This window comes from Rhodococcoides corynebacterioides, from assembly GCF_019834675.1.
GTDB classification, from domain to species: Bacteria; Actinomycetota; Actinomycetes; order Mycobacteriales; family Mycobacteriaceae; genus Rhodococcoides; species Rhodococcoides corynebacterioides_A.
The window spans coordinates 49,527-75,253 of sequence record NZ_JABUBU010000001.1 but is presented as its reverse complement, the minus strand read 5'-3'; the positions used below and the strand labels follow the sequence as shown (position 1 = coordinate 75,253).

At 65.5% G+C, this 25,727-nt stretch carries 25 protein-coding genes and 1 pseudogene; 15 read left to right on the top strand and 11 right to left on the bottom strand.

The genetic code is table 11. The features are described 5' to 3' along the window. Positions 1-2: 2 nt before the first annotated feature. From HQ603_RS00265 to HQ603_RS00250, 4 genes are all read right to left on the bottom strand, one after another. A complete protein-coding gene (locus HQ603_RS00265; RefSeq protein ID WP_068148314.1) occupies positions 3-665 on the bottom strand; it encodes an RraA family protein in 663 nt (220 codons plus the stop codon). Beyond that, positions 662-1,324 (bottom strand): RraA family protein, encoded by a 663-nt coding sequence (locus HQ603_RS00260; protein ID WP_188547908.1) that lies wholly within the window; start codon positions 1,322-1,324, stop codon positions 662-664. Before HQ603_RS00260 ends, HQ603_RS00265 begins: the two co-directional genes overlap by 4 nt. Then, positions 1,321-2,304 carry a hypothetical protein gene (locus HQ603_RS00255; RefSeq protein ID WP_222682418.1) on the bottom strand — a complete coding sequence of 328 codons (984 nt, stop codon included), beginning with the start codon at positions 2,302-2,304 and terminating at the stop codon, positions 1,321-1,323. The genes HQ603_RS00260 and HQ603_RS00255 overlap by 4 nt, the downstream gene beginning before the upstream one ends. 111 nt (positions 2,305-2,415) lie before the next feature. Then, positions 2,416-3,057: a 4-carboxy-4-hydroxy-2-oxoadipate aldolase/oxaloacetate decarboxylase gene (locus HQ603_RS00250; RefSeq protein ID WP_068148323.1), complete on the bottom strand. Its 642-nt coding sequence runs from the start codon at positions 3,055-3,057 to the stop codon at positions 2,416-2,418. 246 nt (positions 3,058-3,303) lie between these two features. Here HQ603_RS00250 and HQ603_RS00245 point away from each other — a divergent pair, with 246 nt between their 5' ends. The 8 genes and pseudogenes from HQ603_RS00245 to HQ603_RS00220 all read left to right on the top strand — a co-directional run bounded on the left by HQ603_RS00245 (position 3,304) and on the right by HQ603_RS00220 (position 12,537). After that, a complete protein-coding gene (locus HQ603_RS00245; protein WP_222682417.1) occupies positions 3,304-4,680 on the top strand; it encodes an MFS transporter in 1,377 nt (458 codons plus the stop codon). A gap of 76 nt (positions 4,681-4,756) precedes the next feature. Continuing rightward, a complete protein-coding gene (locus HQ603_RS00240) occupies positions 4,757-5,482 on the top strand; it encodes an alpha/beta hydrolase (RefSeq protein ID WP_222682416.1) in 726 nt (241 codons plus the stop codon). Positions 5,483-5,635: 153 nt separating this feature from the next. After that, on the top strand, positions 5,636-6,607 hold the full coding sequence (locus HQ603_RS00235) for a PDR/VanB family oxidoreductase (RefSeq protein WP_222682415.1): 972 nt from the start codon (positions 5,636-5,638) through the stop codon (positions 6,605-6,607). Between the two features lie 26 nt (positions 6,608-6,633). Next, positions 6,634-7,842: a cytochrome P450 gene (locus HQ603_RS00230; protein ID WP_222682414.1), complete on the top strand. Its 1,209-nt coding sequence runs from the start codon at positions 6,634-6,636 to the stop codon at positions 7,840-7,842. Positions 7,843-7,849: 7 nt separating this feature from the next. Next, positions 7,850-8,066, top strand: a pseudogene (locus HQ603_RS19165) (hypothetical protein); the annotation flags it as partial. Positions 8,067-9,460: 1,394 nt separating this feature from the next. Then, positions 9,461-9,694 carry a restriction endonuclease gene (locus HQ603_RS18725; protein ID WP_261767241.1) on the top strand — a complete coding sequence of 78 codons (234 nt, stop codon included), beginning with the start codon at positions 9,461-9,463 and terminating at the stop codon, positions 9,692-9,694. A 262-nt stretch (positions 9,695-9,956) separates the two neighbouring features. Further along, positions 9,957-10,334 carry a helicase-related protein gene (locus HQ603_RS18720; protein ID WP_308126285.1) on the top strand — a complete coding sequence of 126 codons (378 nt, stop codon included), beginning with the start codon at positions 9,957-9,959 and terminating at the stop codon, positions 10,332-10,334. A gap of 142 nt (positions 10,335-10,476) precedes the next feature. Then, positions 10,477-12,537 carry a heavy metal translocating P-type ATPase gene (locus tag HQ603_RS00220; RefSeq protein ID WP_222682413.1) on the top strand — a complete coding sequence of 687 codons (2,061 nt, stop codon included), beginning with the start codon at positions 10,477-10,479 and terminating at the stop codon, positions 12,535-12,537. A gap of 101 nt (positions 12,538-12,638) precedes the next feature. Here the strand turns inward: HQ603_RS00220 and HQ603_RS00215 are convergent, their stop codons facing one another. Then, positions 12,639-13,274: a DUF305 domain-containing protein gene (locus tag HQ603_RS00215; RefSeq protein ID WP_222682412.1), complete on the bottom strand. Its 636-nt coding sequence runs from the start codon at positions 13,272-13,274 to the stop codon at positions 12,639-12,641. Positions 13,275-13,358: 84 nt separating this feature from the next. Then, positions 13,359-13,727 (bottom strand): hypothetical protein, encoded by a 369-nt coding sequence (locus tag HQ603_RS00210; RefSeq protein WP_222682411.1) that lies wholly within the window; start codon positions 13,725-13,727, stop codon positions 13,359-13,361. A 147-nt stretch (positions 13,728-13,874) separates the two neighbouring features. Between HQ603_RS00210 and HQ603_RS00205 the strand changes: the two genes are divergently transcribed. The 4 genes from HQ603_RS00205 (at position 13,875) to HQ603_RS00190 (ending at position 17,030) form a co-directional block, all read left to right on the top strand. Next, positions 13,875-14,321 (top strand): hypothetical protein, encoded by a 447-nt coding sequence (locus HQ603_RS00205; protein ID WP_308126284.1) that lies wholly within the window; start codon positions 13,875-13,877, stop codon positions 14,319-14,321. A 155-nt stretch (positions 14,322-14,476) separates the two neighbouring features. Further along, entirely contained in the window at positions 14,477-15,382 is a 906-nt protein-coding gene (locus HQ603_RS00200) for a LysR family transcriptional regulator (RefSeq protein WP_308126283.1), read from the top strand. Between the two features lie 69 nt (positions 15,383-15,451). Beyond that, positions 15,452-16,624 (top strand): TDT family transporter, encoded by a 1,173-nt coding sequence (locus HQ603_RS00195; RefSeq protein WP_222682410.1) that lies wholly within the window; start codon positions 15,452-15,454, stop codon positions 16,622-16,624. Between the two features lie 166 nt (positions 16,625-16,790). Next, the gene (locus HQ603_RS00190; protein WP_222682409.1) at positions 16,791-17,030 is read left to right on the top strand and encodes a hypothetical protein; all 240 of its coding nucleotides are present in this window, start codon (positions 16,791-16,793) and stop codon (positions 17,028-17,030) included. Positions 17,031-17,061: 31 nt separating this feature from the next. Here the strand turns inward: HQ603_RS00190 and HQ603_RS00185 are convergent, their stop codons facing one another. Next, entirely contained in the window at positions 17,062-17,682 is a 621-nt protein-coding gene (locus HQ603_RS00185) for a uracil-DNA glycosylase (RefSeq protein ID WP_222682408.1), read from the bottom strand. Between the two features lie 319 nt (positions 17,683-18,001). On the opposite strand from HQ603_RS00185, the gene HQ603_RS00180 reads away from it, so the two are divergent. Both HQ603_RS00180 and HQ603_RS00175 read left to right on the top strand, forming a co-directional pair. Continuing rightward, on the top strand, positions 18,002-18,970 hold the full coding sequence (locus HQ603_RS00180; RefSeq protein ID WP_222682407.1) for an ABC transporter substrate-binding protein: 969 nt from the start codon (positions 18,002-18,004) through the stop codon (positions 18,968-18,970). A 754-nt stretch (positions 18,971-19,724) separates the two neighbouring features. Then, on the top strand, positions 19,725-20,504 hold the full coding sequence (locus tag HQ603_RS00175) for an alpha/beta fold hydrolase (RefSeq protein ID WP_222682406.1): 780 nt from the start codon (positions 19,725-19,727) through the stop codon (positions 20,502-20,504). 332 nt (positions 20,505-20,836) lie between these two features. Here the strand turns inward: HQ603_RS00175 and HQ603_RS00170 are convergent, their stop codons facing one another. The 3 genes from HQ603_RS00170 to HQ603_RS00160 all read right to left on the bottom strand — a co-directional run bounded on the left by HQ603_RS00170 (position 20,837) and on the right by HQ603_RS00160 (position 23,904). Further along, positions 20,837-21,508, bottom strand: coding sequence for a hypothetical protein (locus HQ603_RS00170; protein WP_222682405.1), 672 nt, complete (start codon positions 21,506-21,508; stop codon positions 20,837-20,839). Between the two features lie 935 nt (positions 21,509-22,443). Continuing rightward, positions 22,444-22,968 carry a hypothetical protein gene (locus HQ603_RS00165; RefSeq protein ID WP_222682404.1) on the bottom strand — a complete coding sequence of 175 codons (525 nt, stop codon included), beginning with the start codon at positions 22,966-22,968 and terminating at the stop codon, positions 22,444-22,446. 69 nt (positions 22,969-23,037) lie between these two features. After that, the gene (locus tag HQ603_RS00160; RefSeq protein ID WP_222682403.1) at positions 23,038-23,904 is read right to left on the bottom strand and encodes a hypothetical protein; all 867 of its coding nucleotides are present in this window, start codon (positions 23,902-23,904) and stop codon (positions 23,038-23,040) included. A gap of 180 nt (positions 23,905-24,084) precedes the next feature. On the opposite strand from HQ603_RS00160, the gene HQ603_RS00155 reads away from it, so the two are divergent. Further along, a complete protein-coding gene (locus HQ603_RS00155) occupies positions 24,085-24,912 on the top strand; it encodes a GAF and ANTAR domain-containing protein (protein WP_308126282.1) in 828 nt (275 codons plus the stop codon). 32 nt (positions 24,913-24,944) lie between these two features. Here the strand turns inward: HQ603_RS00155 and HQ603_RS00150 are convergent, their stop codons facing one another. Then, positions 24,945-25,598, bottom strand: a complete 654-nt coding sequence (locus tag HQ603_RS00150; protein ID WP_222682402.1) for a sulfite exporter TauE/SafE family protein — start codon at positions 25,596-25,598, stop codon at positions 24,945-24,947. Between the last annotated feature and the right edge of the window lie 129 nt (positions 25,599-25,727).

Below are 25,727 nucleotides of genomic sequence, written 5' to 3'. Positions count from 1 at the left end.
GGTCAGCCTTTCCGTCGGGTCTGCAGAGTGTGGTAACCGTGCGCGCGGCGCGCGTCGGTCAGCGACTGTCCTGATCGGACGGCGCGTCGAATGACGTCTTCGGTGTCGCGAATTCCGGACGCGAGGTCGATGACCTCGCCGACCCGGCCGAGCGGGATGGAGACGACCCCGTCGGCGTCGCCGACGAGCCAGTCCCCTTGTTCGACCCGTACCCCGCCGACGGACACCGGCACGTTGTAGCCGTCCACCCGTACGCGGTCCTTGCCGGTTCGCATCCACCGCGAACGGCTGAACACCGGGTAGTTCAGCTCCACTGCGCAATCGGAGTCACGGCACACTCCGTCGATGACGGTCCCGGACACACCGCGATGAGATGCGGTCGCGGTGAGGAGATCCCCCCACACTGTCGTGTCGAGGCGCCCCGCGTTGTCCAGGACGACAACGGTGCCGGGGTCGAGGTCGTCGATGTAGTCACCGACTGTTCCGCCGTCGTCCCCCACCGGGACATAGCGAACGGTGAAGGCCCGACCGACGAGACGAACCGTGCGATCGAGGGGGAGCAGCCCCGCGCACTGTCCGGCGAGGCCTAGTTTGTCCAGTGCGTCGCTGAGGTGACTCGTGTCGAGCGAGGACAGGTCTTCGGTGATCTGCGCATGGTCGGTCATCGGCTTGCCTCTCGATCGAGCATGGTTTCGTAGTCGGCGCTCATGACTGTCGCCATCGATTCGCCCTCTCGGACACGGGCGAGCATGAGGGCCTCCTTGGCGGCGATCCTCTCGGCAATGGCGAGTACCTCGTCGATACGATCGCGCGGAACGAAGACCACTCCGCTGCCGTCGGCAAGTACGTAGTCGCCCGGTTCGACTCGGACGCCGGCGATCTCGACCGGCACATCCCACGCTCGTTCGACGATGCGTGTGCGTGCGGTGACGGGTACCGACGTCGCCGCGTACACGGTCAGTCCGAACTGGCGGGCCTCATCGAGGTCCCGTACCGCACCGTCGACGATCACGCCTTCGCTACCGCGAGCGACGGCTCCGGCGGACAGCACGCCGCCCCAACCCGCGACGTGTGAGCGTCCGTGATGCGCGACCACGATGATCGTGTCTGGTCCGGAGGCATCGACTGCGGCGGTGCACAGATGCCTCGGCGCGGCGCCGGCACCCTCTGCTTCGACGAGATCGACAGTCACGGCGCGTCCCGCGATCCGACGCTCACCGGACACCGCATGCAGACCCAGTGCCGCACCCGGTAGTCGAAGCGCGTCGAGCGCGTCCGAGACCGCACAGGTGTCGAGCGCGGCAAGCCGTCCGCACTCGCTCATGTCCAGAGCCCGAACGCGAGACCGATACCGGTGCCGGCGGGACTACGCCAGGCGGGGATGTATTCGCTCCAGCGGTGGTCGAGATCTTGTGCTGCGCCGGCAGCGGCGATCCAGTTGCGAACCTCGGACGTACCGGAGTTCAGCTGCTCGACAGGCAGAGCGCGCAGAGTAGCTTCGTCGTGGTCGATCATGGCGTCGAGGATGCGACGGTCGAGCTCGTCGTCGACCACGAAGTGGCTCAACCCGCCCGAGGCGACGACCGCGACTCGAAGGTCACCGGGCAGAGAGTCGACCGCACCGGCCAGAGCACGGCCGAGGTCGTAGCACCGGCCGGGGGTCGGCTGATTGGGCGGGAAGTATGTGTTGATCAGTACCGGCACCATCGGAATGGTGACGTTCTTCAGCATCTTGCCCACCACCCACGCGAAGGCGTGGCCGAAGCCACCTTCGGTCTCGGTTTCCGAGCTCGACGCAATGTCGAAATCGCGGGAGATCAACTCCTCGATGATGTGGAGCGCGGCCGTCGGATGTGCGGGGTATATCTCGCCGTCCATGCCGAGGTTGCGCTGCACCTGGCTCAGCAGAGCGTTTCCCATCTCGATCGGCTTGTGCGTCTCGATCTTCTCGCCGTGATACACCGCGATCGCAGGCTGGTTGCGGGCCGTGAACAGTTCCTCCTGATCATCGCCGATGACGATGAGCAGGTCGGGCTCGAGCGCGATCAGATCCTTGCGAAGGCGGTCCACACAGGCCGATGCTGCGTCGTACTTCGCGTTCCAGGTCTCGAGGGACAGTTCGTCGTCGTATCGGCCGTCAGCCGCGGTGACGAGTTCCTCGAAGGTGCGAACAGCTCCCCGTCGGTCGTACAGGTCGTACTCGCCTGCCGCGTCGTTCTCGGCACGCAGATTCCACATGCGCTCTGGCTCCATGCCGAGCATCGGGCTGTGAGAAGTGCCGACGACGGCCACGATTCGACTCATCGTGCATCGACCTCGTTCCTGACTGTTGTAGCGTGAAACATGTACATGGAAAACCTCTTTCGTGAGTGAGACACGGCGTCGGTGCACCCGACCACCGGCGGGGAGGAGATGTCAGCGGGGCAAGGAGTACAGGTCGAGGGTGGAGGCGCCGGATCGAATCTGGGCGATGATCGCGGCCTCCTTCTCCTCACGCTCCCGCGAGGCTTTCTGCACCTCGGGCCACTGATCTCGGGGGATGACCACGACACCGTCGACATCACCGACGATGACGTCGCCGCGCGCAATTCGGTGGGCGCCCAGTCGAATCGGGCCACCCAGCCTGCCCGGTGCATCAGGATCCTTGATGGTGCCGTTGATGCAGATCGACGAGGAGAAGACGGGAAAGCCGACGTGCGCGAGAGCGCCCACGTCTCGGACACCTCCATCGAGAACCAGTCCGCCCAAGCCGCGGGCGCGCGCGGCTTCGCTGAGGATCTCACCCCAGTAGCCGTACTCCGCGCCGGCGGTCGTCTGAACCACCAGCACGTCTCCCGGGGACGCTTCGGCGACAGCGCGGTGCAGCCACAGGTTGTCCCCCACCGGACACAGCACCGGGTAGGCGGGACCGTAGATCTCCGCACCGTCATAGGCGGGCCGAATCCGGGCCGGAAGCGCGCCGATCCGGCCGGCCGCCTCGTGCGCCGTGGCAGCGGAGAAGCGTTCGGTCGGGATCGCGCCGGTGGCTGGTGCGCGTTCGGCAGCTGTCGCAACCATCGATGTGTCTCACTTTCATGGGCGCCGATCACCGACGATCGACCGTGTGATGTGGACCATACTCTGCATTCAATCTTGAATGCAATAGCTTTGAGCTGCAGTTTTCCAGCCGATGGGTGCACATCAACGCGCTATTGCATTCAATCTTGCATGTGATGTACGTTGCTCGCGGCCGACAAGTGTGAGTCACATCACGCATCGAGTAGTGGCTGCAAACGCCGACACAGATCCTCGGAAGGACTGCCCGTGAGCACCCTCGGACCAGATCGATCACCCTCGTACGTCCGCCGCGTCGCACTGTCCAGCTACCTCGGGACGACGATCGAGTACTACGACTTTCTCCTCTACGGCACCGCAGCTGCCCTCGTGTTCAATCGAGTCTTCTTCTCGAACCTGAGCCCGGTCGTCGGCACTCTCGTCGCTCTCGCGACGTTGGCCGCCGGCTACGTGGCCCGGTTCGTCGGCGCCATTGTCTTCGGGCACTTCGGAGACCGCTTCGGCCGAAAGAACGTGATGGTGGTGACCATGGTCACGATGGGAATCACCAGTGGTGCGATCGGCCTGCTACCGACCTACGACCGCATAGGCGCGGCGGCACCGCTGCTGCTCGTCATGTTGCGCCTGGTGCAGGGCTTCGCGGTCGGCGGCGAGTACGGCGGCGCGGTCCTGATGGTGTCCGAGCATGCGAGTACTGAAAAGCGAGGCCTTGCAAGCAGTTCTGCCGCAATGGGAGCCCCAACCGGATCGGTCCTCGCCACCGGAGCCATGCTGTGGGTTGCCTCGCTGCCCGAGGATCAGATGCTCAGCTGGGGCTGGCGGGTACCCTTCTTGTGCAGCTTCGGCCTGCTCGCTCTGGGCATGTACTTCAGGGCTCGCATCTCCGAGAGCCCGGTCTTCGAGGACAACCGCTCGGCCACGAAGGCTCCCGCACAGGGAACCCCGATCCTGGCCTTGACCCGTTCCGAGCCGGCCACGCTGCTGAAGTCGATCCTGTTTCAGATCGGACCCTATTGCGGGATGGGCGTTTTCGCGATCTTCTTTCTCTCCTACACGCCGACGATCGGGCACTCACGCTCCGCTGCTCTGACCGCAGTACTCCTGGGCACCCTGTCGAGCATCGTCATGACGCCGGTCTATGCCGCGCTCTCCGACAAGATAGGACGTCGCCCGGTCATCATCGCCGGGATCACTGCAACCGCAGTCCTGGCCTTCCCCATCTTCCACCTCGTCAACACGGGTAGCACCGCGACGATGGTCATCACCGTGTCGCTCTATATCGGATTCGTGATGACGTCGGTCAACGGGGTCGCACCGGTGATGCTCACCGAATTGTTCCCGACCGAGGTTCGGTACACCGCAGTATCCACCAGTTACCAACTCGCGCAGACCATCGGTTCCGGATTCTCCCCCCTCATCGCCACAACGCTGCTCGCAGCCGCGGGCGGCGGCACGAACACCTGGCCGATAGCGTTGTTCCTGGTGGTGATCTCGGTAGCGAGTGCATGGGCCGCCCTGTCGTTGCCCGAGCGCTCCGGCCGTGACCTCGACGCTGTCCGGGCGCCGCGCCCGGCCGCGACATCGAACAGAACAGTCGCGACGGCCGTCGATCACTCATTCGGTTGACCATCGCAGCTGTCGCGACGTGATGTCGCAAGCCTTGCACCGCAACCATCCCCTCGCCCCTAGGAAACGGACTGTCATGACGCACGATCAGAAGAATCCGACCGTAGTTCTCGTTCACGGCGCGTGGCACGGCGCGTGGGTGTGGGACGACCTCCGAGCCGAGATGACCGACCACACTGTCGACGCTGTCGAACTCCCCTCCTCCGGACACGACCCTGCGAAACTCGGGTCGTTCGACGACGACGTCGACGCCATTCGCTCGATGGTCCGATCGATCACCGAACCGGTGGTCGTGGTCGCCCACTCGTACGGAGGACTACCGACAACCCAGGCGTTGTGCGGCTTGGACAACGTCATCGGGGTGGTCTACATCGCTGCATGGGTGCTGGACGTAGGCCAGTCCGTGGCAGACCTCGCCGGGGAGCACGGGCTTCCGGATTGGTGGGATGTCCACCCCAGCGAGGGGTACATGGATGCACTCCACCCGGAGGAGGTCTTCTACCACGACCTCCCCCCGGAGCGGGCTGCAGAACACAGCGGGCGCCTGACCCACCAGAGTCTCGATTCGGCCGCACACCCCCTACGGGATGCCATCTGGAAGTCAGTCCCCACGAGTTACATTCTCTGCGAACAGGACCGTGCGCTGCCCCCCTCGATTCAACAGTCGATGAGTGAGCACACCACCACGACGACCAGATTCGACGCCGGACACAACCCGTTCCTCTCGCGCCCCGCTGCGGTGGCCGCACAGATCCGACAGGACATCGCTGTATTCCTGACACAGTCTGTCCTCGCGCCCTGACGGCAGTGCCGGTCCACCGAAACGGGCAGCACGGCGTCGCTGCCGGCCGGACGTCACACGAAAGGCGACGCCTGTTCCCGAGTCTCTCATCGCACGATCCAGGTCTTTCGACTTGATCGCTCCACATGTCTTCGAACACCAGGGGGATCCGACATGGACCTGAAACTCCAGAGCAACGTGACCGCGCAGTCGCCCTATGTCGTGAGCGAAAAGAATACGGTCGCAGAGAATGTCGTCGCCCTGACGCTCCGCCACGCTTCCGGACAACGACTGCCGGACTGGACGCCTGGCTCGCATATCGACCTGATATTGCCGAACGGAATGACCCGTCAGTATTCGTTGTGCGGAGATCGGTGGGACCCTTACAGCTATCGCGTGGCAGTTCTGCGAGAGAGCGAGGGACGCGGCGGATCCGCTCTGATCCACGACCACGTGAAAGTGGGAGACCATATCGGCATCGGAGGACCGAGGAACAACTTTCCGATGGTGCCCTCACAGAAATATGCGTTCATCGCCGGAGGCATCGGCATCACGCCACTTCTGCCGATGATCCGGCAAGCGCAGGTACTCGGCGCGGAGTGGCGACTGCTCTACGGTGGGCGCACTCGCCGAGCGATGGCGTACCTGGACGACATCTCTCATATGGGTGGCGATGTCACGATCGTCCCGGAGGATCGCGGTGGCCTGCTCCCTCTGGCCGAGTGGATATCGGAGAAAGCCGGTTTCGACACGAAGTTGTACGCATGTGGGCCGGGCCGACTCCTCGATGCGGTGGAAGCACTCTGCACCGGCAGGCCGCTCGGTACGCTCCGCACCGAGCGCTTCGTCCCGAGAGAACGCAGCGCCCCGGTCCGCAATGCGCCCTTCGACGTCGAACTCGCCCGTTCAGGCCGAACCGTGACGGTCCGGCCCGGTAGCAGCATCCTCGACGCCGTCCGCGCGTGCGGGGTGAACGTTCTCTCCTCGTGTCGCGAAGGAACCTGTGGTACGTGCCAGGTGACTGTCCTCGCGGGACGTCCCGACCACCGAGACTCGATTCTCGATGACGACGAACACCGTTCGCAGACTTCGATGTTCGTGTGCGTCTCCAGCTCCTGTTCCGACAAGCTCGTGCTGGACCTCTGAGACAACAGCAGAAAGGGCGTGACCGTATGTCTACATCCTCCCGAGCGCCGGTGAGCGACGCAGACCCGTACGACCTCGAGATCCTGGCCGATCCGTCCACATTCCATCGCCATCTGCGAGAGACCGGCCCGGTCGTCTATCTCGAGCGCTACGGTGTCTATGCAATGGGTCGATTCGACCACGTGAGTGCAGCACTCACGGACTGGCAGTCGTACCAATCGTCAGCCGGCGTCGGCATTGCGAACTTCCGTTTCGAGAAGCCCATCCGACCGCCGAGCCCCCTTCTCGAGGCAGACCCGCCTCGCCACGATGCGCCTCGCCTGGTGCTGTCGAAGATTCTCGGAGCACCAGCCGTCCAGCAACTTCGAGCAAGCTGGTCGATCGCCGCCGAGGGCTTGGTGGACGAACTACTCTCGGACTCCACGGAATTCGACGGAATCGATGCTCTTTCGAACGCGCTGCCACTGAAAATTTTTGCCGACGAGATCGGCATACCAGATACAGGTCGTGAACATCTCCTGCCGCTGGGCGACTTCGTGTTCAACTCCGTTGGACCTCTCGACAGCGCGCTGATGAAAGCCAGTGCACAGAAGGTCCACGAGGCTGGGTCCGTGGAGTGGACGATGGCTCACTGCCGACGCGAGAACCTCACAGACAACGGTTTCGGCGCGCAGGTGTGGTCCGCTGCCGACCGCGGGGACATCACCGAACAGCAGGCGCCGATCCTTGTACGGTCCCTGCTGTCAGCTGGGTTCGACACCACGGCGAGTGGTCTGGCGGCAGTTCTGTACGCCCTCGCATCACATCCTGAACAATGGATGCGTCTGCGCGACGACCCCACTCGAGCACGCACGGCGTTCGATGAAGCAATCAGATGGGATTCTCCTGTTCAAACCTTCCATCGAACGGCGACGCGCGACATGTCGATCGACGGCACAGATGTGCCGGACGGAGCCAAAGTCTTACTGTCTCTGGGTGCAGCGAACCACGATCCCCGTCGGTGGGATTCGCCCGACAGCTACGATCTGACCCGAGATCCTTCAGGACATGTCGGTTTCGGGATGGGAATCCATCGATGCGTCGGGCAACATGTCGCCCGACTGGAAGCCGAAGTCCTTCTGACGGCCTTGGCCGCGAGGATCTCCACGATCAGCCTTGCGGGCGAAACCGAGCGACATCTCAACAACACGATGCGATCCTGGAAATCCCTGCCGCTGCGCGTGTCACTGAGATAGGGACCAGCTCATCGGCGCCTTCGCCACCGGCGCATTCGCATTGTCCACCAGCACCATCTGGTCGTTCGCCAACACCATGGGCGGATGGCGCCGTTCTTGCGGCGACGATCCTGTCGGAGGTGGCGCTTATCCTCTGGCTCGTCATCTCCCGAGCCCCGAACGCAGGACACGCACATCTTCGGCCGCGGCGACGACCTTCTCGGCCACGACATCGTCTTCGGTCTGAAGGACTCCCTGGTCAAGGACTTCGTCGAACAACTCGTCGGCACAACGACTCCCGACGGCGAGACCTCGCCGAGGCCACCGCAACGGTGCAGCCGTGCCGGGCGGCGAGGATCCCGATGGCGATGTTCACCGCCTCGCTGTCCTGGTGTCGCCGGACGAGCGTGTCGGCGGCCACGGTGCCCTGCCGAGCATCCGAGCGAGTCGGTCGATCATGGAGTGGGTGACGTGGTCGTCCCCGAGAGTCTGTGCGGTGACCTCGTCCGGCGGTAGAGCTGCGGCGCCCAACGAGGCACGTTTGTCGCCATTCTCGCCAGTGACACAAACTCTGCTGTTGCACAACGGTTTTCAGACACCCGATCAGCTATGCCGTGGCGAATGATTGCCAATGGTCACAGCAACGACCACCCACATGGCTCGGCCCGGTGACTGTCGGTTGATCCAGGCTCCGGCAATCGAACGTCGCACGTCCACTGACGTCCGCACACGTCCACGCCCTTGGCAACCGGACGTGAAGCGAGTGGTTCCCGTCCACGGAAGTCCGCGGGCATCCGCAGACTGTCGTGGACTCTTCGGTGTCGAGGTCCACCCACCACCACCGACGTCCACCCGAGTCCATCGAACGAGTTACGAATGAGTTGTGACAACTCGTGACATCGAGCCGCATTTCGGCAGTTCTCGCAGGTGACCGGACGCACCTGGACCGTGGCGGACCTGCACGGACGTACCGGGGGAAGTCGTGAAACGAGAGGTGAGATCAGGCTCTTTCGGAGCATTCGTGCTGGTCAGAGGCATATCGAGAGCCTCCTGTCAGGATTGAACTGACGACCTTTCGCTTACAAGGCTTCGACGGCCCGATCAGGTGAATTCACCTGGACTCACGAAACCCGGTCTGAGCTGCGTGTTCGTCCATCAGCGTCCGCCCCGGTCCACCTCCGTCAGTCCAGACTTGTGACACTCTCGTGACACCGAGAATCCCCTACGTCGAACTCGACTAGTCCGTATTACCCTGGTGAACATCGTATCTCGTTGATCGACAAGGCAGCAGACGCGGGTCCAGCCGCATGACAGTTGCGGTCACGCGTCAATGAGTCGCGACTCGGCTTCACGATCGCGTCACTAGCAAACGCGGCTGAACGAAGGCCCACACCGGCCGAGTGCAATGCGTGGGAACGACCTCACCTCCGAGGACAACCCGCCAAGCTCGACCGGAGGTCTGCCGGAGCCGCAGAGGACGCTCGTCGGAAGTACTCGCGCCAGCTCTCTCAACTAGTTTGATCCGCGCAACTCCTGGGTGGTGTGGCGCAGGATCTGCGCCCTAACGGTCCCGAGGAGTCATTCGAGTAGTTACGCGAGGGCGACAAACCAGTCGGTACGGCCAGCTGAAGTTCTCGGAATGGGCACATTCGCTACCCTTTACGACAGCCTCTCCGAAAACAATCACATCCGCGGCAGGCAGTTCGAGCGCATCTGCAAGTGGTACCTCGAGAACGACCCGTACTACCGACTCACGGTTCGGGAGGTTTGGCTGTGGGACGACTGGGAGCACAGGTGGGGCAGCGACGCCGGCATCGACCTCGTGGTCGAGGACAGTGTCGGGAAGGCCTGGGCGGTTCAGGTTAAGGCGTAGAGCCCCGATCACGCCGTCACGAAGCGCGACGTCGACAAGGTCCTCTCCGAGTCGTCGAGGAAGTGGTTCGACTATCGCCTCCTCATCGCTACCACGGACCGGTTACACCACAGCCGGATCGGGCTGGCCAAAGCCATGCGCAAATATGACCTCCGCCGGGTCATCGCTTCCATTCGCGGGTGCTGCGAGCACAGAGATTCGCCGCCGAGATGCCCGACGTTCTCGACTGGATGCCTGCAGAAGAACGACCGTCCGGAACATTGTGGCCGGGTTCGCCTCCGGTGATATGTCGTCCGGTGAACGCCACGTGAAGCTTCAGCGTCTCCGCCAACTCGACGACGACGAACGCGGCGTGCTGGCCAACGCCAGATGTCTCGCCGAGGGCGTCGACGTCCCCACCCTCGACGGTGTCGCCTTCATCGACCCACGAGGCTCGGAGGTCGGCATCGTTCAGGCGGTCGGGCGGGCAATCCGGTTGGCCGAGAACAAAACCGTCGGCACCATCGTGATCCCGGTGTTCATCGATACTGCCGTAGAAGGGTGCGGAATCGCGTCAGCTGCACGATCCGATGCGTGCAGGAACCGAGACCGAGTGAGACGGCACACCTTCCCACAGCCGACCGAGTGGCGTATGGTCTGAATTATATACCCCCTGGGGGTATCGATGCGGAGCAGGACACAGCGGGTAGCCGACCGCAGCGATGCGATGGACTACGGCACATCCGAATCTCCGACCGGTACAGGGCATTGCACAGCAACACCTTCGAAATCGAGGAATTGACATGATCGAGTCATCACCGGCCACCGTCCGGACGGACAGTTCGCACGATCACGACCATCACGACATGGCCGGCGGCCACGGCGGCCACGGCGATCATGCAGGCCAGTTCCGCAGGTTGTTCTGGGTGATGGTCGTCCTGGCGGTTCCGGTGATCGCAGCGTCGGACATGTTCGCGATGATCCTCGGGTACTCACTGCCGGACAGCTCCTGGATCGGGTGGGTGTCCCCCGTGCTGGGCACGGTCATGTTCGTGTGGGGTGGCTCCCCGTTTCTCACCGGTGCGGTCGGCGAGATCCGCAGCCGCACACCGGGAATGATGCTGTTGATCGCGTTGGCGATCACCGTCGCGTTCGTCTCGTCTCTCGGTGCGAGCGTCGGTCTGCTCGATCATCAGCTCGACTTCTGGTGGGAGCTGGCACTGCTGATCGTGATCATGCTGCTGGGGCACTGGATCGAGATGCGATCGCTCGCGCAGACGACGTCGGCGCTGGACTCGCTGGCCGCGTTGCTGCCCGACACCGCGGAGCGGGTCGACGCCGATGGTGAGGTGACGGTCGTGGATCCGGCGTATCTGCAGGTCGGGGACGTGGTGGTCGTGCGCCCCGGCGGCCGGGTACCGGCCGACGGTGTCGTCGTCTCCGGGGCGGCGAGCATGGACGAGTCGATGATCACCGGCGAGTCGCGCACCGTGCGCCGTAGCGACGGGGACACCGTCGTCGCCGGCACCGTCGCCACCGATTCCGGGATCCGCGTGAGGGTGTCCGCCATCGGGGAGGACACCACTCTCGCCGGGATCCGCCGACTGGTCAGCGACGCGCAGAACTCGACGTCGCGGGCGCAGCGCATCGCGGACATCGCCGCGGCGTGGCTGTTCTGGTTCGCCCTCGGCGCGGCCGTTCTCACCGCTGCCGCCTGGACCGTCCTCGGCTCCCCCGACGACGCGGTCGTGCGCACGATCACCGTCCTGGTCATCGCCTGCCCCCACGCGCTGGGCCTGGCGATTCCGTTGGTGGTGTCCATCGCGACCGAACGCGCCGCACGCGGCGGCGTCCTGATCAAGGACCGCCTCGCACTCGAATCCATGCGCACCGTCGACACCGTGCTGTTCGACAAGACCGGCACTCTCACCCGCGGCGAACCCGCCGTCACCGGCGTCGAGGCCGTCGCGGGACGCACCGAGGACGACGTGCTGGCGCTGGCGGCCGCCGCGGAAGCGGACTCCGAGCATCCGTTGGCACGCGCGATCGTCGCCGCCGCCGAGAGCCGTCGGCTCGATGTCTCTCGTGCACAGGACTTCCGGTCCTCCCCCGCGGTCGGGGTGTCCGCGGTCGTCGACGGCGCCGCCGTGCGGGTGGGTGGTCCGGCGATGCTCGAGCAGGAGCACCGGTCCGAGCTCGGTGTGGCGAATCGGTGGCGGCAGGACGGGGCGATCATCTTGCATGTCCTCGGCGACGGCGCCGTGATCGGAGCGCTGAAACTGGCCGACGAGATCCGTCCCGAGTCCCGCGCCGCGGTGGCCGACCTGCACGCCCGTGGGGTGCAGGTGGTCATGATCACCGGCGACGCCGACGCGGTCGCCGCCTCGGTCGCCGGTGAGCTGGGTATCGACCGCTACTTCGCCGGGGTGCGCCCCGAGGACAAAGCGCAGCGGGTGGCGGACCTGCAGGACGAGGGCAGGAAGGTCGCGATGGTCGGTGACGGTGTCAACGACGCCCCCGCCCTCGCCCGCGCCGACGTCGGCATCGCCATCGGTGCAGGCACCGATGTCGCGATCGCGTCCGCCGGGGTGATCCTCGCCAGTGACGACCCCCGCTCGGTGCTGTCGGTGGTCGACCTCTCCCGCGCTGCGTACCGGAAGATGAAGCAGAACCTGTGGTGGGCCGCCGGATACAACCTGCTCTCCGTGCCGCTGGCCGCCGGTGTGCTCGCACCCATCGGGTTCGTCCTGCCGATGTCCGTCGGAGCGATACTGATGTCCCTGTCGACGATCATCGTCGCCGCCAACGCCCAACTGCTCCGCCGACTCGACCTCCGGCCCGGCACTGCTACCCCGCAGGACTGACCTGCACCCTCCGACACGACGCAGCCCCGCATCGACATCGATGCGGGGCTGCGTCGTTCGTCGAACAGGACCCGAAACTGCGGTTCCGGCCGGGTTCTCGGTCAGCCCAGGAGCTGCTGCATACGCGAGATCTCGGCGTTCTGCGTCTCGACGATGGTGCGGGCCATCGCGACCGCGTCAGCATTGGAGCCGTCAGCGATCTCCTTCTCCGCCATCGTGACCGCGCCCTGGTGGTGGGCGATCATCATCGTCAGCCACTGCCGGTCGAAGTCAGCACCCGACGCGGCCATCAGCGAGTCCATGTCCTGTGCGGTCATCATCCCGCTGCCCGATCCGTGGTCCATACCTTCCATCGAGTTCGCGTCCGACGACGGTGATGGCTGACCCCACTGCGCCAACCACGACGTCAACTGCTCCATCTCGGGTTTCTGGGCGGCGGCGATCTCCCCTGCCAGGGCGACGATCTCCGGGTTCGTCGTGCGCCCGTCGACCATGGTGGCCATCTCGACGGCCTGCGCGTGATGTGGATACATCATCGACGCGAACATGACGTCGGCGTCGGTGAAGTTCGCGGCGGGATCCGCGGACTGCGCCGACGAGGATTCCATCGAGGTGGACGAGCCCATCGAGTGGCCCTCCATCGACGTGTCCGATCCGTCGTCGCTACACCCGGCGAGGAGGGTGATGCCGACCGCCGCGGCGGCGAGGACAGTGGTTGTTTTTCTGTTGATGCGCATGGATGTACTCCTGAGGTGTGTCGAACGAAAGACGAGGTGGATCTGCCTGCGATCCGCCGGAGCGCCATGGCCCCGGACTCCCCGTCACACCCGAAGAAGTACCGACTTGTCCAGCGAGCGCACAGCCCACGGGGGCGCACGACCTGCCCGAGCCACGATCGCGACAACGCGGTCGGACACGGTGTCGAGTGCTGGCATGAGCTCGGCGGTCCCGGTCGGCACCGACATCGCAGGGAAAGACGTGACCGTCCCGATGCACGGATGCACCATGTCGTGGCCGCTCGGGCACGGCATATGCGCCGCCGCCGTCTCGACGTCGACGGTGTGTGTGTCAGCAGAGTGGTGGGCGACCACGCTGCTCACCGGCCCTGGTGCGGACATCGCGTCGTGGGCCGCGGCGGTGGGGACGGGCAGGGTCGTGTGCATCAGCACCACGCCGAGCGCGATCAGCACCGTCCGAAGCACCGAGAGCGCAGACGAGGCCGACGATCGTCGCCGAGCACCGTCACACACGTTGCCACCGTACCAAGCAATACCCCCTACGGGTATCACCGAGGCCGAAGGCAGATCCTGACGCGCCGCCGACTCGGCACACAGATCATGGATGTCTTGGGCGCGGCGCTGGTGCCGGTCATGATGGCCACTCTTGCCGTCGTCGTGGCGTCGCAGATCGACGCAGTGCGCTCCGAAGGCTCCCAGCTGATTGCCGCGGTGCCGATCTTCGTAGCGTTCCTGGTCATCATGGCGGTTGTCGGATGGGCGACGGCCAGAGTGACCCGCCAGGACGTCCCGGACGCTCGGGCCTTGATCTTCTCCGGCGCCACCCGAAGTTCGTGGGTCGTACTGCCGCTGGCGCTCGCGCTGCCACCAGCACTGTCTCTTGCTTCCGTGGTCGTGGTGACGCAGACACTGGTGGAGTTGATCGGAATGGTCGCCTACGTCCGACTCATCCCCTGCCTTGTCCCAGCTCACGCTGCGAGAGCACCGGTGAGGTTCGAAACAACTCGCACGAACCAAGGCAAATCCTGGGTGACGAGAATTGGATAAAAGCAGGTGGCGTCAGTGAGGGTGAACGAACCACGGGATCCAGTGCCGCGACCCCGTTCCACTTCCCGCGAGCATTGAGCATCGAATGGGGACTTTCCCGGCAAACGCGCCTGTGGCCCCGTGCCCACTACGATCGCAGTCTCTACGCTGGCACCGTGCCCCTGCCGACCCATGTGACCGACCTGATCAGCTACGAATTATTGCTGTCCGTCGCCGAGCTGGGAAGCATCGGACGCGCAGGGGCTGCGCATGGCATGTCGCAGCCAGCGGCGAGCGCACGCCTGAAAGCACTCGAAAGCCGCGTCGGGGTAGCACTCCTGCATCGCGGGCAGCGAGGTGCCACCCTCACCGCAACCGGCGAACTGGTCGCCGGCTGGGCCGAGCGCGTCATCGCCGAAGCCGCCGAGCTCGACACGAGCATCGCAATGCTGCGCACCGACCGCCACAGCCACATTCGTATCGCCGCAAGCCTCACGATCGCCGAATACCTCATACCGCGATGGCTCATCACACTGCGCTCCCACGACACTTCCATCACACCGACTCTCACCTCCGGAAACTCTGTCGACGTAGCCGCATCGGTGCTCGACGGCCGCGCCGACATCGGATTCGTCGAAAGCCCCGATCTGCCCAGCGGACTCCACTCGAAGGACGTTGCCCGCGACGAACTCGTCGTCGTCGTCGCCCCCGATCATCAATGGGTTCGACGAACGATCACGGCGAGCGAACTGGCCGCGACACCGCTGGTCACCCGCGAACCCGGGTCCGGCACACGTCTCGCGCTCGAACGTGCGCTCCGGACTGCAGGCCCACTCGCCGCGCCACTGCTCGAGGTGTCCTCCACCACTGCCATCAAAGCTGCCGTCATCGGCGGCCTCGCACCGGCCGTACTCAGCTCCCTCGCGGTATCCGCCGAGATCGCCGCCGGAACACTGGCCCGCGTTCACACAGAGGGGCTCGACCTGCGCCGGTTCCTGCGTGCCGTGTGGCCCGCGGGCCGTGAACTGCGAGGACCGTCGAGCGACCTGCTCGTCGTCGCCCTCAGATCCCCGCAGTCATAACCTGAGGTTGGGACCGGCCAGGTAGTCGGTGTCTACCGGTGACGACTGTGTGCGACGACGCTGGAAGTCATGACCACGACAGCTCTGCACCGCTCCTCCATCACGTGTCGGCGCGGCGACGATACCGAGCGGCCGCGCAAGTGGCCGGTGCTCTCCGACCTCGACCACCCGGGCCAGATCTTCGAACACATCACGCCCAACTGGTTCGCCTCGGTCATGGGCACCGGTATCGTCGCCAACGCCGCCGCCACCCTGCCCGCCCACATCCCCGGGCTGCACGTGTTCGCAACGATCGTGTGGATCGCAGCGTCGGTCGCCTTGATCACACTCTCCGGTGCCTTCGCAGTGCACTGGATCCGACACCGGCAGTATGCGCGTGAGCACGCCGCGCATCCGGTGATGGTGCAGTTCTACGGCGCACCCCCCATGGCGCTGCTGACCGTCGGTGCCGGGACGATGCTGCTGGGCAAAGACGTCATCGGAGCGGGGCCCGCAACCGTGATTTTTGCCGTCCTGTGGACCGCTGGCACAGCCCTCGGGCTGATCACCAGCATTCTCGTGCCCTACCTGATGATCACCGCCCACGATCACCAGACCGCCGTCGCACTCCCGGCGTGGTTGATGCCCGTCGTACCGCCGATGGTGTCCGCCTCCACCGGTGCGCTGCTGCTCCCTCATACCGCGGATGGGCAGTGGCGCCTGGCCATGCTGTCCGGTTGCTACGCGATGTTCGGGCTGTCACTGATCATCGGAATGCTGACCATGACGCTCATCTACGGACGGCTCGTCCACGGCGGAATCCCGCCGGTCCAGGCAGCACCGACGGTGTGGATCACCCTCGGCATGATCGGTCAATCGATCACCGCCGCGAACCTTCTCGGCAACGATGCACCCTTGGTGTTCACCGGCGAGACGGCCTCCGTCGCAACCGGTCTGCACGTGTTCGGCATTCTGTACGGACTGACGATGGGCGGCTTCGGCGTCTTGATGTTCATCCTCGCAACCGCCCTCACCATCCATGCCGCCCAGAAGGGACTGACATTCTCACTGACCTGGTGGTCGTTCACCTTCCCCATCGGCACCTGCGTCACCGGTGCCACTGCCCTCGGCGGCGCTCTGGGGTCGGCCGCGATCGAGGCCCTTGCAATCGGACTGTATGCGGCCTTGCTCGCAGCCTGGGGCACAGTCGCCGCCCACACTCTCCGCGGCAGCGTGCAAGGAAAACTTTTTCAACCCAGCTGAACCGACCGCCGGGTAGTACCCACTCGAAACGCTGATACCGAACGAACAGCGTCGATCGATGAGCACACCGAATGCAGACACACCGACTTCCGATACCCCGAGACGGGGCCGCCGCGGACGCGTCTGGGCACGAGTCACCGAAAATTATCTGGCCTAGCTGTTGCTGATGGCGGGAACAGCTGCTGCGGGGGCCTTTTTCACTGCCCTCGCCGGCGGGTTCGAGGGCTGGACCGTCGTCGCAGCGATCATGACAGTGGTGCTGTTCGCGGGATGTTGGTTCTCATATCGAGACGGTGCACGCCGGGGTGCCGCCGAACCACACATCATCCAGTACCACCCCGACAGCCCGGACGAGGTGATCGACATCGACACCGACACCGGCGAACGCCAGCCCTACCAGGACTGACCGGTCGGAGGCAGCAGCGGCACGATCCACCCTACCTCAGCACAGTCCGGGGTTCAGGTGCCTTCTCCAGGTGCGTTGCGACCGACAATGCTGCGTTGATCAACCGCTGGCGAGCAGCCGCCGGCGCGTGTGCGTTGCGAGCCGAGGGGTGCGGTGCCGCTATCACCGGGAGGAGGCGGGTGGGAGCAGATGCGGTGATGACGCGCATGTAGCCATCGAGAGCCTTCGCACCGAGAACGAAAACCACCTCCAGTTTCGGCAGCAAGGCCATAAGCTCGCCGACATATGGGCCCGCCTCACCGAGAACGGATGCCGTCGGCGATACCGGATAACCGGCGTCGTCGAGCACTGCCCACGGCACAATATTCCACTTGACGCACTGCACCCGGTCGATACCCGCGTCGGCGAACACCGATTTCAGCACGGGGTTCGTTCGATCTGGATTGTCGAACGAACACATGTTGGTCCCGCCCGGACGCATCGTGTTCGGCCCCGGAGACTCCAGCAGCACCAGACAGCGAGCCGCGTCACCGCCGTCGTCGGGATCGAACAGTGGAATGGACCGTGCAGTGTCGATCCTCCATCGCAACACCGACGCATTGAGTGACCGGACCGGGGCATCGTGCGCTCGCGCGTGCTTTCCGGACCACACGTCATCATCTGTCATACGCCGCACTCACTGCTGACCACGCCACACGCACTGCTGGCCATGGGGAAACGCACCGTGAGCCGTAGACGCCAGCTCTCGGTGGCTCGCCTCGACGACCACTGCTGAGCGTTCGACGACTCCGCTGCCTGAACACACCTGTCAGATAACCACGACAGGCCGTATGGTGCCTGCTGTACCCGTCTTCTCATCGGCTTCGATTCCACAGGCCCGGTTGTGCGGCAGTCGTAGTGACCGTTCGACTGGAGCAGGTGGTCGAGGTAGCACCCCCGTGGCGAACGACCGGACCCTAAAATAGTCCGGTATGCGAAGACTCCTCGTTGGCCTGATCGTCGCCGTAGCGCTCGCAGGTTGCTCGTCGAACGAGCCCACCGGGGCGTCGCCGACGGGGACCGCAGGCGCCGCTGCATCGTTCCCTACCACCACTGACGGGGCGCTCGGATCCGCCGCCGTCGAGAGCGAACCGACACGCGTCGTCGCGTTGTCGTGGACCGACGCGGACATCCTGCTGTCACTGGGCGTGACACCGGTCGCGACCGCCCGCGCGACGGCCGAGTCGGGATTTCAACCCTGGACCGAGGCAGCGATGGCGGGGAAGGACGCACCCGCATTCCTCCAGGGCGCCAACGCCGACCTGACGATAGAGGACGTGCTGTCCTACGAACCCGACCTGATCGTCGGCACCAAAGCGTTCGGGCTCGACACCCGCTACGACCAGTTGTCGGCGATCGCCCCCGTCGTGCACTACGCGAGCACCCCATCCGCCGAGACATGGCAGCAGGCCACACGGACCATCGCAGGCGCGCTCGGTCGCACCGCCGACGGCGAGCGCGTCATCGAGGAGACCGAATCGACGATCTCCGCTGCCGCCGAAGCGAACCCCGCTTTCGCGGGCCGCACGTTCACGTTCTTCGTCGGCCCCACCGAGGGTGGTGTGTACGTCGTGAACTCGACCGACGACGCCGGTGCACAGTTCCTCGACGCCCTCGGGATGCGGCCCACCGATCACGCGACGGCGCTGCCGACCAGCTCCATTCCGGGACGGGCGCAGATCACCTACGAGGACCTGTCGAACAACGATGCGGATCTCGTCATCGCCACGGGTCAGCCCGCCGCTCTCGACGAGTTCCGGGCACTACCCGGCATCTCGGCCCTCGCCGCGGTGCAACGAGGCGACTACGTGCCGCTCGCTCCGACCGACGCGCAGTCGATTGCATTCCCGTCCCCATCCAGCCTCACATGGGCGGTGCAGAACATCGTCCCGCAGTTCTAGTCCGACCACTCATCGGTGCTGGAAGTGGCCCGGTGGCGGGGGCATGCGGTGCCCTGCGGCGTCCACCGCGCAAGATGCGGTTAGGTCGCCCGGCTGCATGACCAGGATGCGCCACTGCACCGCTCCCCAGGGGTATCCGTACGCAGAACACCATCGTCGACGTGCCCGCGCATGGTGGGGTCGGCGCGGGGTGACTCGGTCCCAATCGATCCGTTCTCTCATCGATCTATGGATGCGAACCGCCGTCGCCGAGACCGTGTCCGCACAAGACCGGCCCGATGAGAACGGGCCACTGAGGGAAAACCCGACCCGAATCTCTTTCCGCGCGACCCGTGCCGGCGCGGGCATGCCTCACCCGACGCATCGGCTGTTGCTCCCGGCGAAGTCGACCGTCGCCGCGTGATCGCTGACGCACAACCGGACAGCATTCGCCAGTGCCTGTAATTCGCCGATCATCGGCACGTGCATGGTGCCGGGGGTGCGTTCTCACCGCGGGACGAGCCGGAACCCGAGGACGCGCTGTCGCCTCTCGGACATTTCGCGATCGTCAGCGAACGCGTACCTCGTCCCACCCGTCCACCATCCGACCGTGGCGCTATCCCCGTGGTACCAGGGTGCCTCGGCCGCGAACTCGGTGACGTGGCCCCGAACGGTCGGTACCCGGCGAGAGGTCGAATTGGGACACTCGGTGAGCGGTTGTCATCGGTCTTCCGAAGCCCGTTCATCGACCGGGCATTCGTGTACCGTCGACTGTATGACGCTGAACTATGTCAGATTCGGACATGGCAGCCCGCTGCTGCTGGTGCACGGCTTGGGCGTCGGATGGCGATCCTGGTCCCCGATCATCGACGAACTGGCGGAACACCGTGACGTCATCGCGGTCGACCTACCGGGGTTCGGCGACACGCCGCCGTTGACGGGCGAAGTATCGATCGCTGCTCTCGCCGACTCCGTCGCGGACTTCATTCGCGAACACGATCTGGGTGGCATTTCCACCGCCGGTCAATCCATGGGCGGTCGAATCGTCCTCGAACTCGCGCGGCGAGGAGTCGGCGGCGACACCGTGGCACTCGACCCCGGCGGTTTCTGGAGCGACCGCGAACGCGCTGTCTTCGGCGCCACACTCCGGCCGTCCATAGCCCTTGTCAACATATTGCGGCGTTTCCTACCTGCACTTCTCGGCAACCCTGCGGGAAGGACCCTGCTGCTCGCTCAATTGTCCGCGCGGCCATGGGCACTCTCGCGCGACACCGTGTTGCCCGACGTACGCGGGCTCGCCGACTCCCCGTCGACCCAGGCCGCTCTAAACGCCCTCATCCACGGGCCGAAGCAGGAAGGCGCCTCGTCCGGCACAGTGCCCGGGCGGGTCACAATCGGTTGGGGACGACGAGATCTGGTGACAGTGCCGAAGCAAGCGGCGCGCGCATCGGAACTGTTCCCCGATGCCGTTCTGCACTGGTTCGAGCGATGCGGTCACTTTCCGCAATGGGACGCACCGAAAGAAGCCACTCGACTGATTCTCGACCGCACCTAAAGAGGATGATCTTCGAACGAGTCGGACCAGTTCATGTGAATTGCGGGTCGACAATTTGCCGGTGAACTCGCCCGGGCCCCCGGGGAACTCGCCGCGAAGGAACGACTGTCGCGAGGTTCGCGGCGTGCCTACCGGGGGATTCGCGTAGACCTGCACATCAGCTGCGAGGCGGCGTGCGGGCAGCGCCGGAGGTTGCTCAGCCACCCCGACGATCACCCGGCGTGTCCCCTCCGCACCGGACGCAGAAGTCGGATTTGCCCATGAGCCGACTCGCGGAAATCCGTGTCGCCATCTATGGCGACGACGCGCCCATGACGGGATCGGCCGGGTCCTCAGGGGTCGACAGAGTTGATCGAGTCGATGACGCGATGCGCTTCGCCCGCGGAGCCGTGCCCGCGGGAGTAGGCGCCCGCTCGCAGCATCGCCGAGGCCACCGCAACGGTGCAGCCGTGCCGGGCGGCCAAAATCCCGATAGCGATGTTCACCGCCTCGCTGTCCTGGTGACGTCGGATGAGCATGTCGGCGGCCACGCCGGCGGCGACGATGCCCGTGCCGAGCATGCGAGCGAGTTGGGCGATCATGGTGTGGGTAGCGCGGTCGTCCCCCGAGAGCCTGTGCGGTGACCTCGTCCGGCGGTAGAGCTGCAGCGTGCCCAACGGGGCACGATGGTCGCCGAGCGGGTGCGCTTGCACCCATCCGATCCCGCTGACGGCCAGTTCGTCCACCAGTAGCGGCCAGCGGCCCCGGTCGGCAGCGTCGTCGACGTCCACAGCGCACGCATTACTTGTCGACATGGCCTCTATGTGGGGGCCACATCCGAGGATGTAACCGAGGTCGGCGGCCTGCACAGCGATACCGTCGGTGGCGTGCACCACCTGGTGGGTATCGGGGTGGTCCTCCGCAGCGACGACGAGCGCGGCCCCGTCGGCAGCGGCCAGATCGACGCACACGTCGACCCACTCGATCGCGGTGACACCGTCGAACGCCCCGCGCGCATCACGCATCGGATGTGCGTCGTCGTCACCCGACACTGGGGTCCTCCCTGCATCGGCCACGGCAGCATACGAACACAACGACGGTACCCACGACATCATCCGGCAAACCGCGGGAGCGCTCGGGTCCCCGGTCGTCGGGACGACGGATGCTCTCGGGGACCACGGTGAGGTCACCGGGAACACGATCCCAGGCGAAGGCGAGGCATCGCAGGCGACCTTCGGCGCCATCATGGCACTGGGCAGCTACCTTCTCGACGTCTTGCTCGTCCTCGAGAAGGAGAGCGTCCGGAAGTCCGAGGCGTCGTCGGGCGAACTATTCGACACCACCCGAGACCAGCTCGCGGAGGCAGAACGTGATCGCGGACGAGCTGCCCGAGTCGACTCGACCGCACGCACGGGTCGGCCCGCGACTGACGGCCGGTCTACGAGAACCGCTGTCGGGCAATCTGATTCATATCCGTTCATCAACGAAGTGCCCGCGTCAGCGCAGTGTATGGATTGAGCCCGGGGGGGCACCGGGGCACCCCGAGCAAAGCTAGCGGGGATCGATCCGCTTCTGCGCCTGAGGAGGCCCCATGTGTGGAACAGGTCGGTGGGGTCGATCGCGGTGACACTGTCGGGGAGGCGAGTGACGAGGTGCGGGGTACGACGGGTGTCGGCGGACCGGTACATCCACGCACATGGTGGGCACAGTCCCTTCCCGCGTGGGCGCACCCACAGCGCCGATGCGGCAGCGGACATGCCCGGCACTCTCGTGGCGGGCGTCAGCTGAGGCGTCGTGGTCACGCAGCGTGCGCACGTTCCCGTCGCAATCGCGGCGGCATCGGGCACGCCGGCGTTTCCGGTGGCCCGATGGGCTGCGTGTTCCGGGCCGTCGGTGGTCGGACTCGGGGGTGCTGCGGCAACGGCGTCTTCCGAATTGCTGGCCATACCGTCCGTCGACGTCATCTGGAAGAGGTTCCTGCAGGTGAGGGTGCCGAACGCGGGAAGTGCCCGTCGGGGTTATTGCTGACCACGAGGGCGCGACTGCGGAGGTCGGGCGGCAGCAGCTGCCGCCAGCGCAGCGCCTCGTCGAGATGAGTACTGGTCCAGAGCGCTGTCACCAGTTCCTCACGCCCGGTGGAGCGGGGAGAAAGGAGCTCGACGGTGTAGACGTAGGGCAGGGGCGAAGTGACCGAACACAGCGTCTCCCACGTTGCACGTGGCACGACCTCGCCCCGCGGATCCTCGATGTGACGCACCTGCGCACCCCACGCTGCGCAGTACGCGCGAGCCACGTCGACGGCATTGGTCAGCGAGCTCGCGGTGCGCAGGATGACTGTGTCCCGGTCGTCGACCATCCACACCAGGAACCTTCGCTCGTCGGTGACATGGGGTGCGGTCGCGTCGGGTGCGGGGGTCTCGGTGGCGGGGCCGACGAGGTCGAGGAAGTCGCACGAGCGCGGTGTCGGATTCAAACGGTCGGTCATCGACGGGCTTCGCTCTCACGTGTGGTGATACCCGACGTGCCGTTCACCACGGCGCGATGTTCCCTGCTGTCACGATTCATGGTCGCCGAGAGACTCGACAACGCGTTGCGCCTCGTCCAGCGACGAATGTTCGCGCGCATAGGCGCCCGCTCGGAGCAGCGCCGACGCCGCCGGCACCGAAAGACCGTGCCGGGCAGCGAGAACGCCGATCGCGACGCTGACGACGTCGGAGCCCGCAACCGGCTCCGATGATGCACCGAGGACCCGGTCGGCGACCGGTTCGCTACCGAGCGCTCGCGCCAGCGCGCTGACCGTGGTGTCCGCATCGAGCGACCGCGCGGGCGGTCGACGCCGCCGGTAGAGCTGCAGGGTTCCCAACGCCGACCCGGGTGCCCCGATCGCATGGACCTGTAGCCAGTGAACGCCCACCGCGACGAGTTCGTCGATCAACAGCGGCCAGGTGAGGCGGTCGTCGGGATCGGTGGTCGTCACGGTCTGCACCGGATGCGCGGGCGTCGCCGTCGTGTGGGGTCCGTAGCCGAGGACGAAGAGCAGGTCCGCCACGCGCTCGGCGGTCGGGTCGGTGGCATAGAGGATCCGGTGCCTGTCATCGTGGCGCTCGGTGGATGCGACGACAGCTGCGCCGTCCGCGGACGACAGGTCGACGCACACCTCCACCCACTGCGAGAACGACTCCAGGCCGGACAGTGGATGTTCCCTCGGCTGACGGTCGTCGGCGTCACCGGTCACCGGGACTCGCAGACCGGCACAACCCGGTGTGCACGACGGGGCACGCGGCGACGTTGACGCACAACGTTGTTCGAGAATCTGGATCCAAGCGCCCGCTCTCGCCCGCAGGTGCGGAGTCAGCTGCAAGACAGGTAGGGCGGGCGACCCGTGACCGACCGCCGCGACGATATCGGGACGGTCGGGCAAGTGCTGATACACGTTTCGCTCACACTCCTCGAGGTCGTCTTCGCGCCGCAGCGGCGAGACGACTGGTTCGGATGATCGGTCCGAACGGCAAGGGTTGTACCGAACTGACGGTAACTGTACGCCGCGTCGCCCTACACCGGGCGACGACGAACTATCGAGGACTGCCGTTCGACAGCAGCGGTGTACTCCGTCGCGGGCGCCCAACACCCGTGTGACATGGTGAGCTCGACCTCGGCGTACGTTCTCACGACCGAGGATCTGGAAGAAGGTACGTTCGTGACCGCTACTTCCGACCCGCCGCTCGACCCGGCGCGCGCCGACAGTGATTCCGAGACAGTGTCTTTGGGCGCCGCCATGGCCGAGATGGCCAGGGTGATCCAACAAGAACACGGCAGCGTCGAGGGCACCCTGCTCTCGATCACGGCGGAGGCGGTCCGGCTGATACCGGGCGCTGATCACGCCGGCATCACCCTCGTCGTCCGCAATCACAGAATCGAATCCCGCGGTGCCACCGACGAACTCCCTCGCCGTGTCGACGCCCTGCAGGAGGCGACCGGGCAAGGGCCGTGCTTCGACACGGTGTGGAAACACCACAGTGTGTCCGTCCCCGATATGGCCCGTGAGGATCGGTGGCCACAGTTCGCTCCCGCGGCCTCAGAGGCAGGAGTGCGCTCGATGCTGACGTTCCGGTTGTACACCCATCACGATCACCTCGGGGCGCTGAACCTGTACTCCGACGCTGTTCACGGCTTCGACGACGCCGACGACGACGTCGGCGTCCTGCTCGCCACGCATGCCGCTCTCGCTCTCGTCGCTGCCGAGCAGGAGCACAATTTCGAGTCCGCGCTCGCGACCCGCGATGTCATCGGACAGGCCAAAGGCATCATCATGGAGCGCTATGACCTGCGCGCCGACGCTGCGTTCGCGATGCTCGTGCGACTGTCCCAGGACTGGCACACACCGGTGACGGATCTGGCGACGAAGATCGCGCGACGTGAACCCGAGTGACGACGGCTGACCAACCGGCAGCGGGACCAGGATCAGCTCGGGGACGACACCGAGCAGGAGACCCCGGCAATGGTTCCGGTGAGCGACCCGGCCGCCATCACCAGAACGAAACCACCGCTCTCGCACGGGACATCGAAGCTGCGATCGCGGGAGTACCGGGCGAACGCCACCACCATCGTCGGTAACGACAAGCTGCCGGCGACCTTGAAGTCGAGTCCGTAGAGCAGCACGATCGTCGGGATGAGCAGTTCGCCGCCGGCCACCCCTATCAGTGCGGCGACGACACCGATGACGAACCCGGCCAGCAGCCCGGCGACCACACGAGCGGCGGCGGCCAGGTCGGCGTGCTGCACCTGCCCGAGGTGGCTGAGTAACAACACGAACGCGATGAGCACCAGCAATGCGGACAGGACCTTGTAGAGGGTCGCCGAGCGCATCTTCGTCGCCCACGTCGCACCCACCCGGGCTCCGGCGACGCTGCCGCCGAGGAGATTGAGCACCACCGACCAGTGGGGAGTCAGCAGGTCGAGCGGAACGGACGCCACGCGCGCCGGGAGGGCCGGGAGGGCCGTCGCGACGACTATCAGGCTCATCGCCTTGTTCAGTACCACCGCCTGTAACGCGACGAATCCGAACACACCGATCAACAGAGGGAGGCGGAACTCGGCGACACCGAGCCCGATCATTCCCCCAGCAGGCCGATCGCAGCCCCCGCCGCGAACGCCACAGCCAGAGAGCGCCTCATCCTGTCAGCCGAGGAACGCAGCGCGACCGTCGATCCGGTCACGACATCGTCGGCATCGGTGGGCACAGGC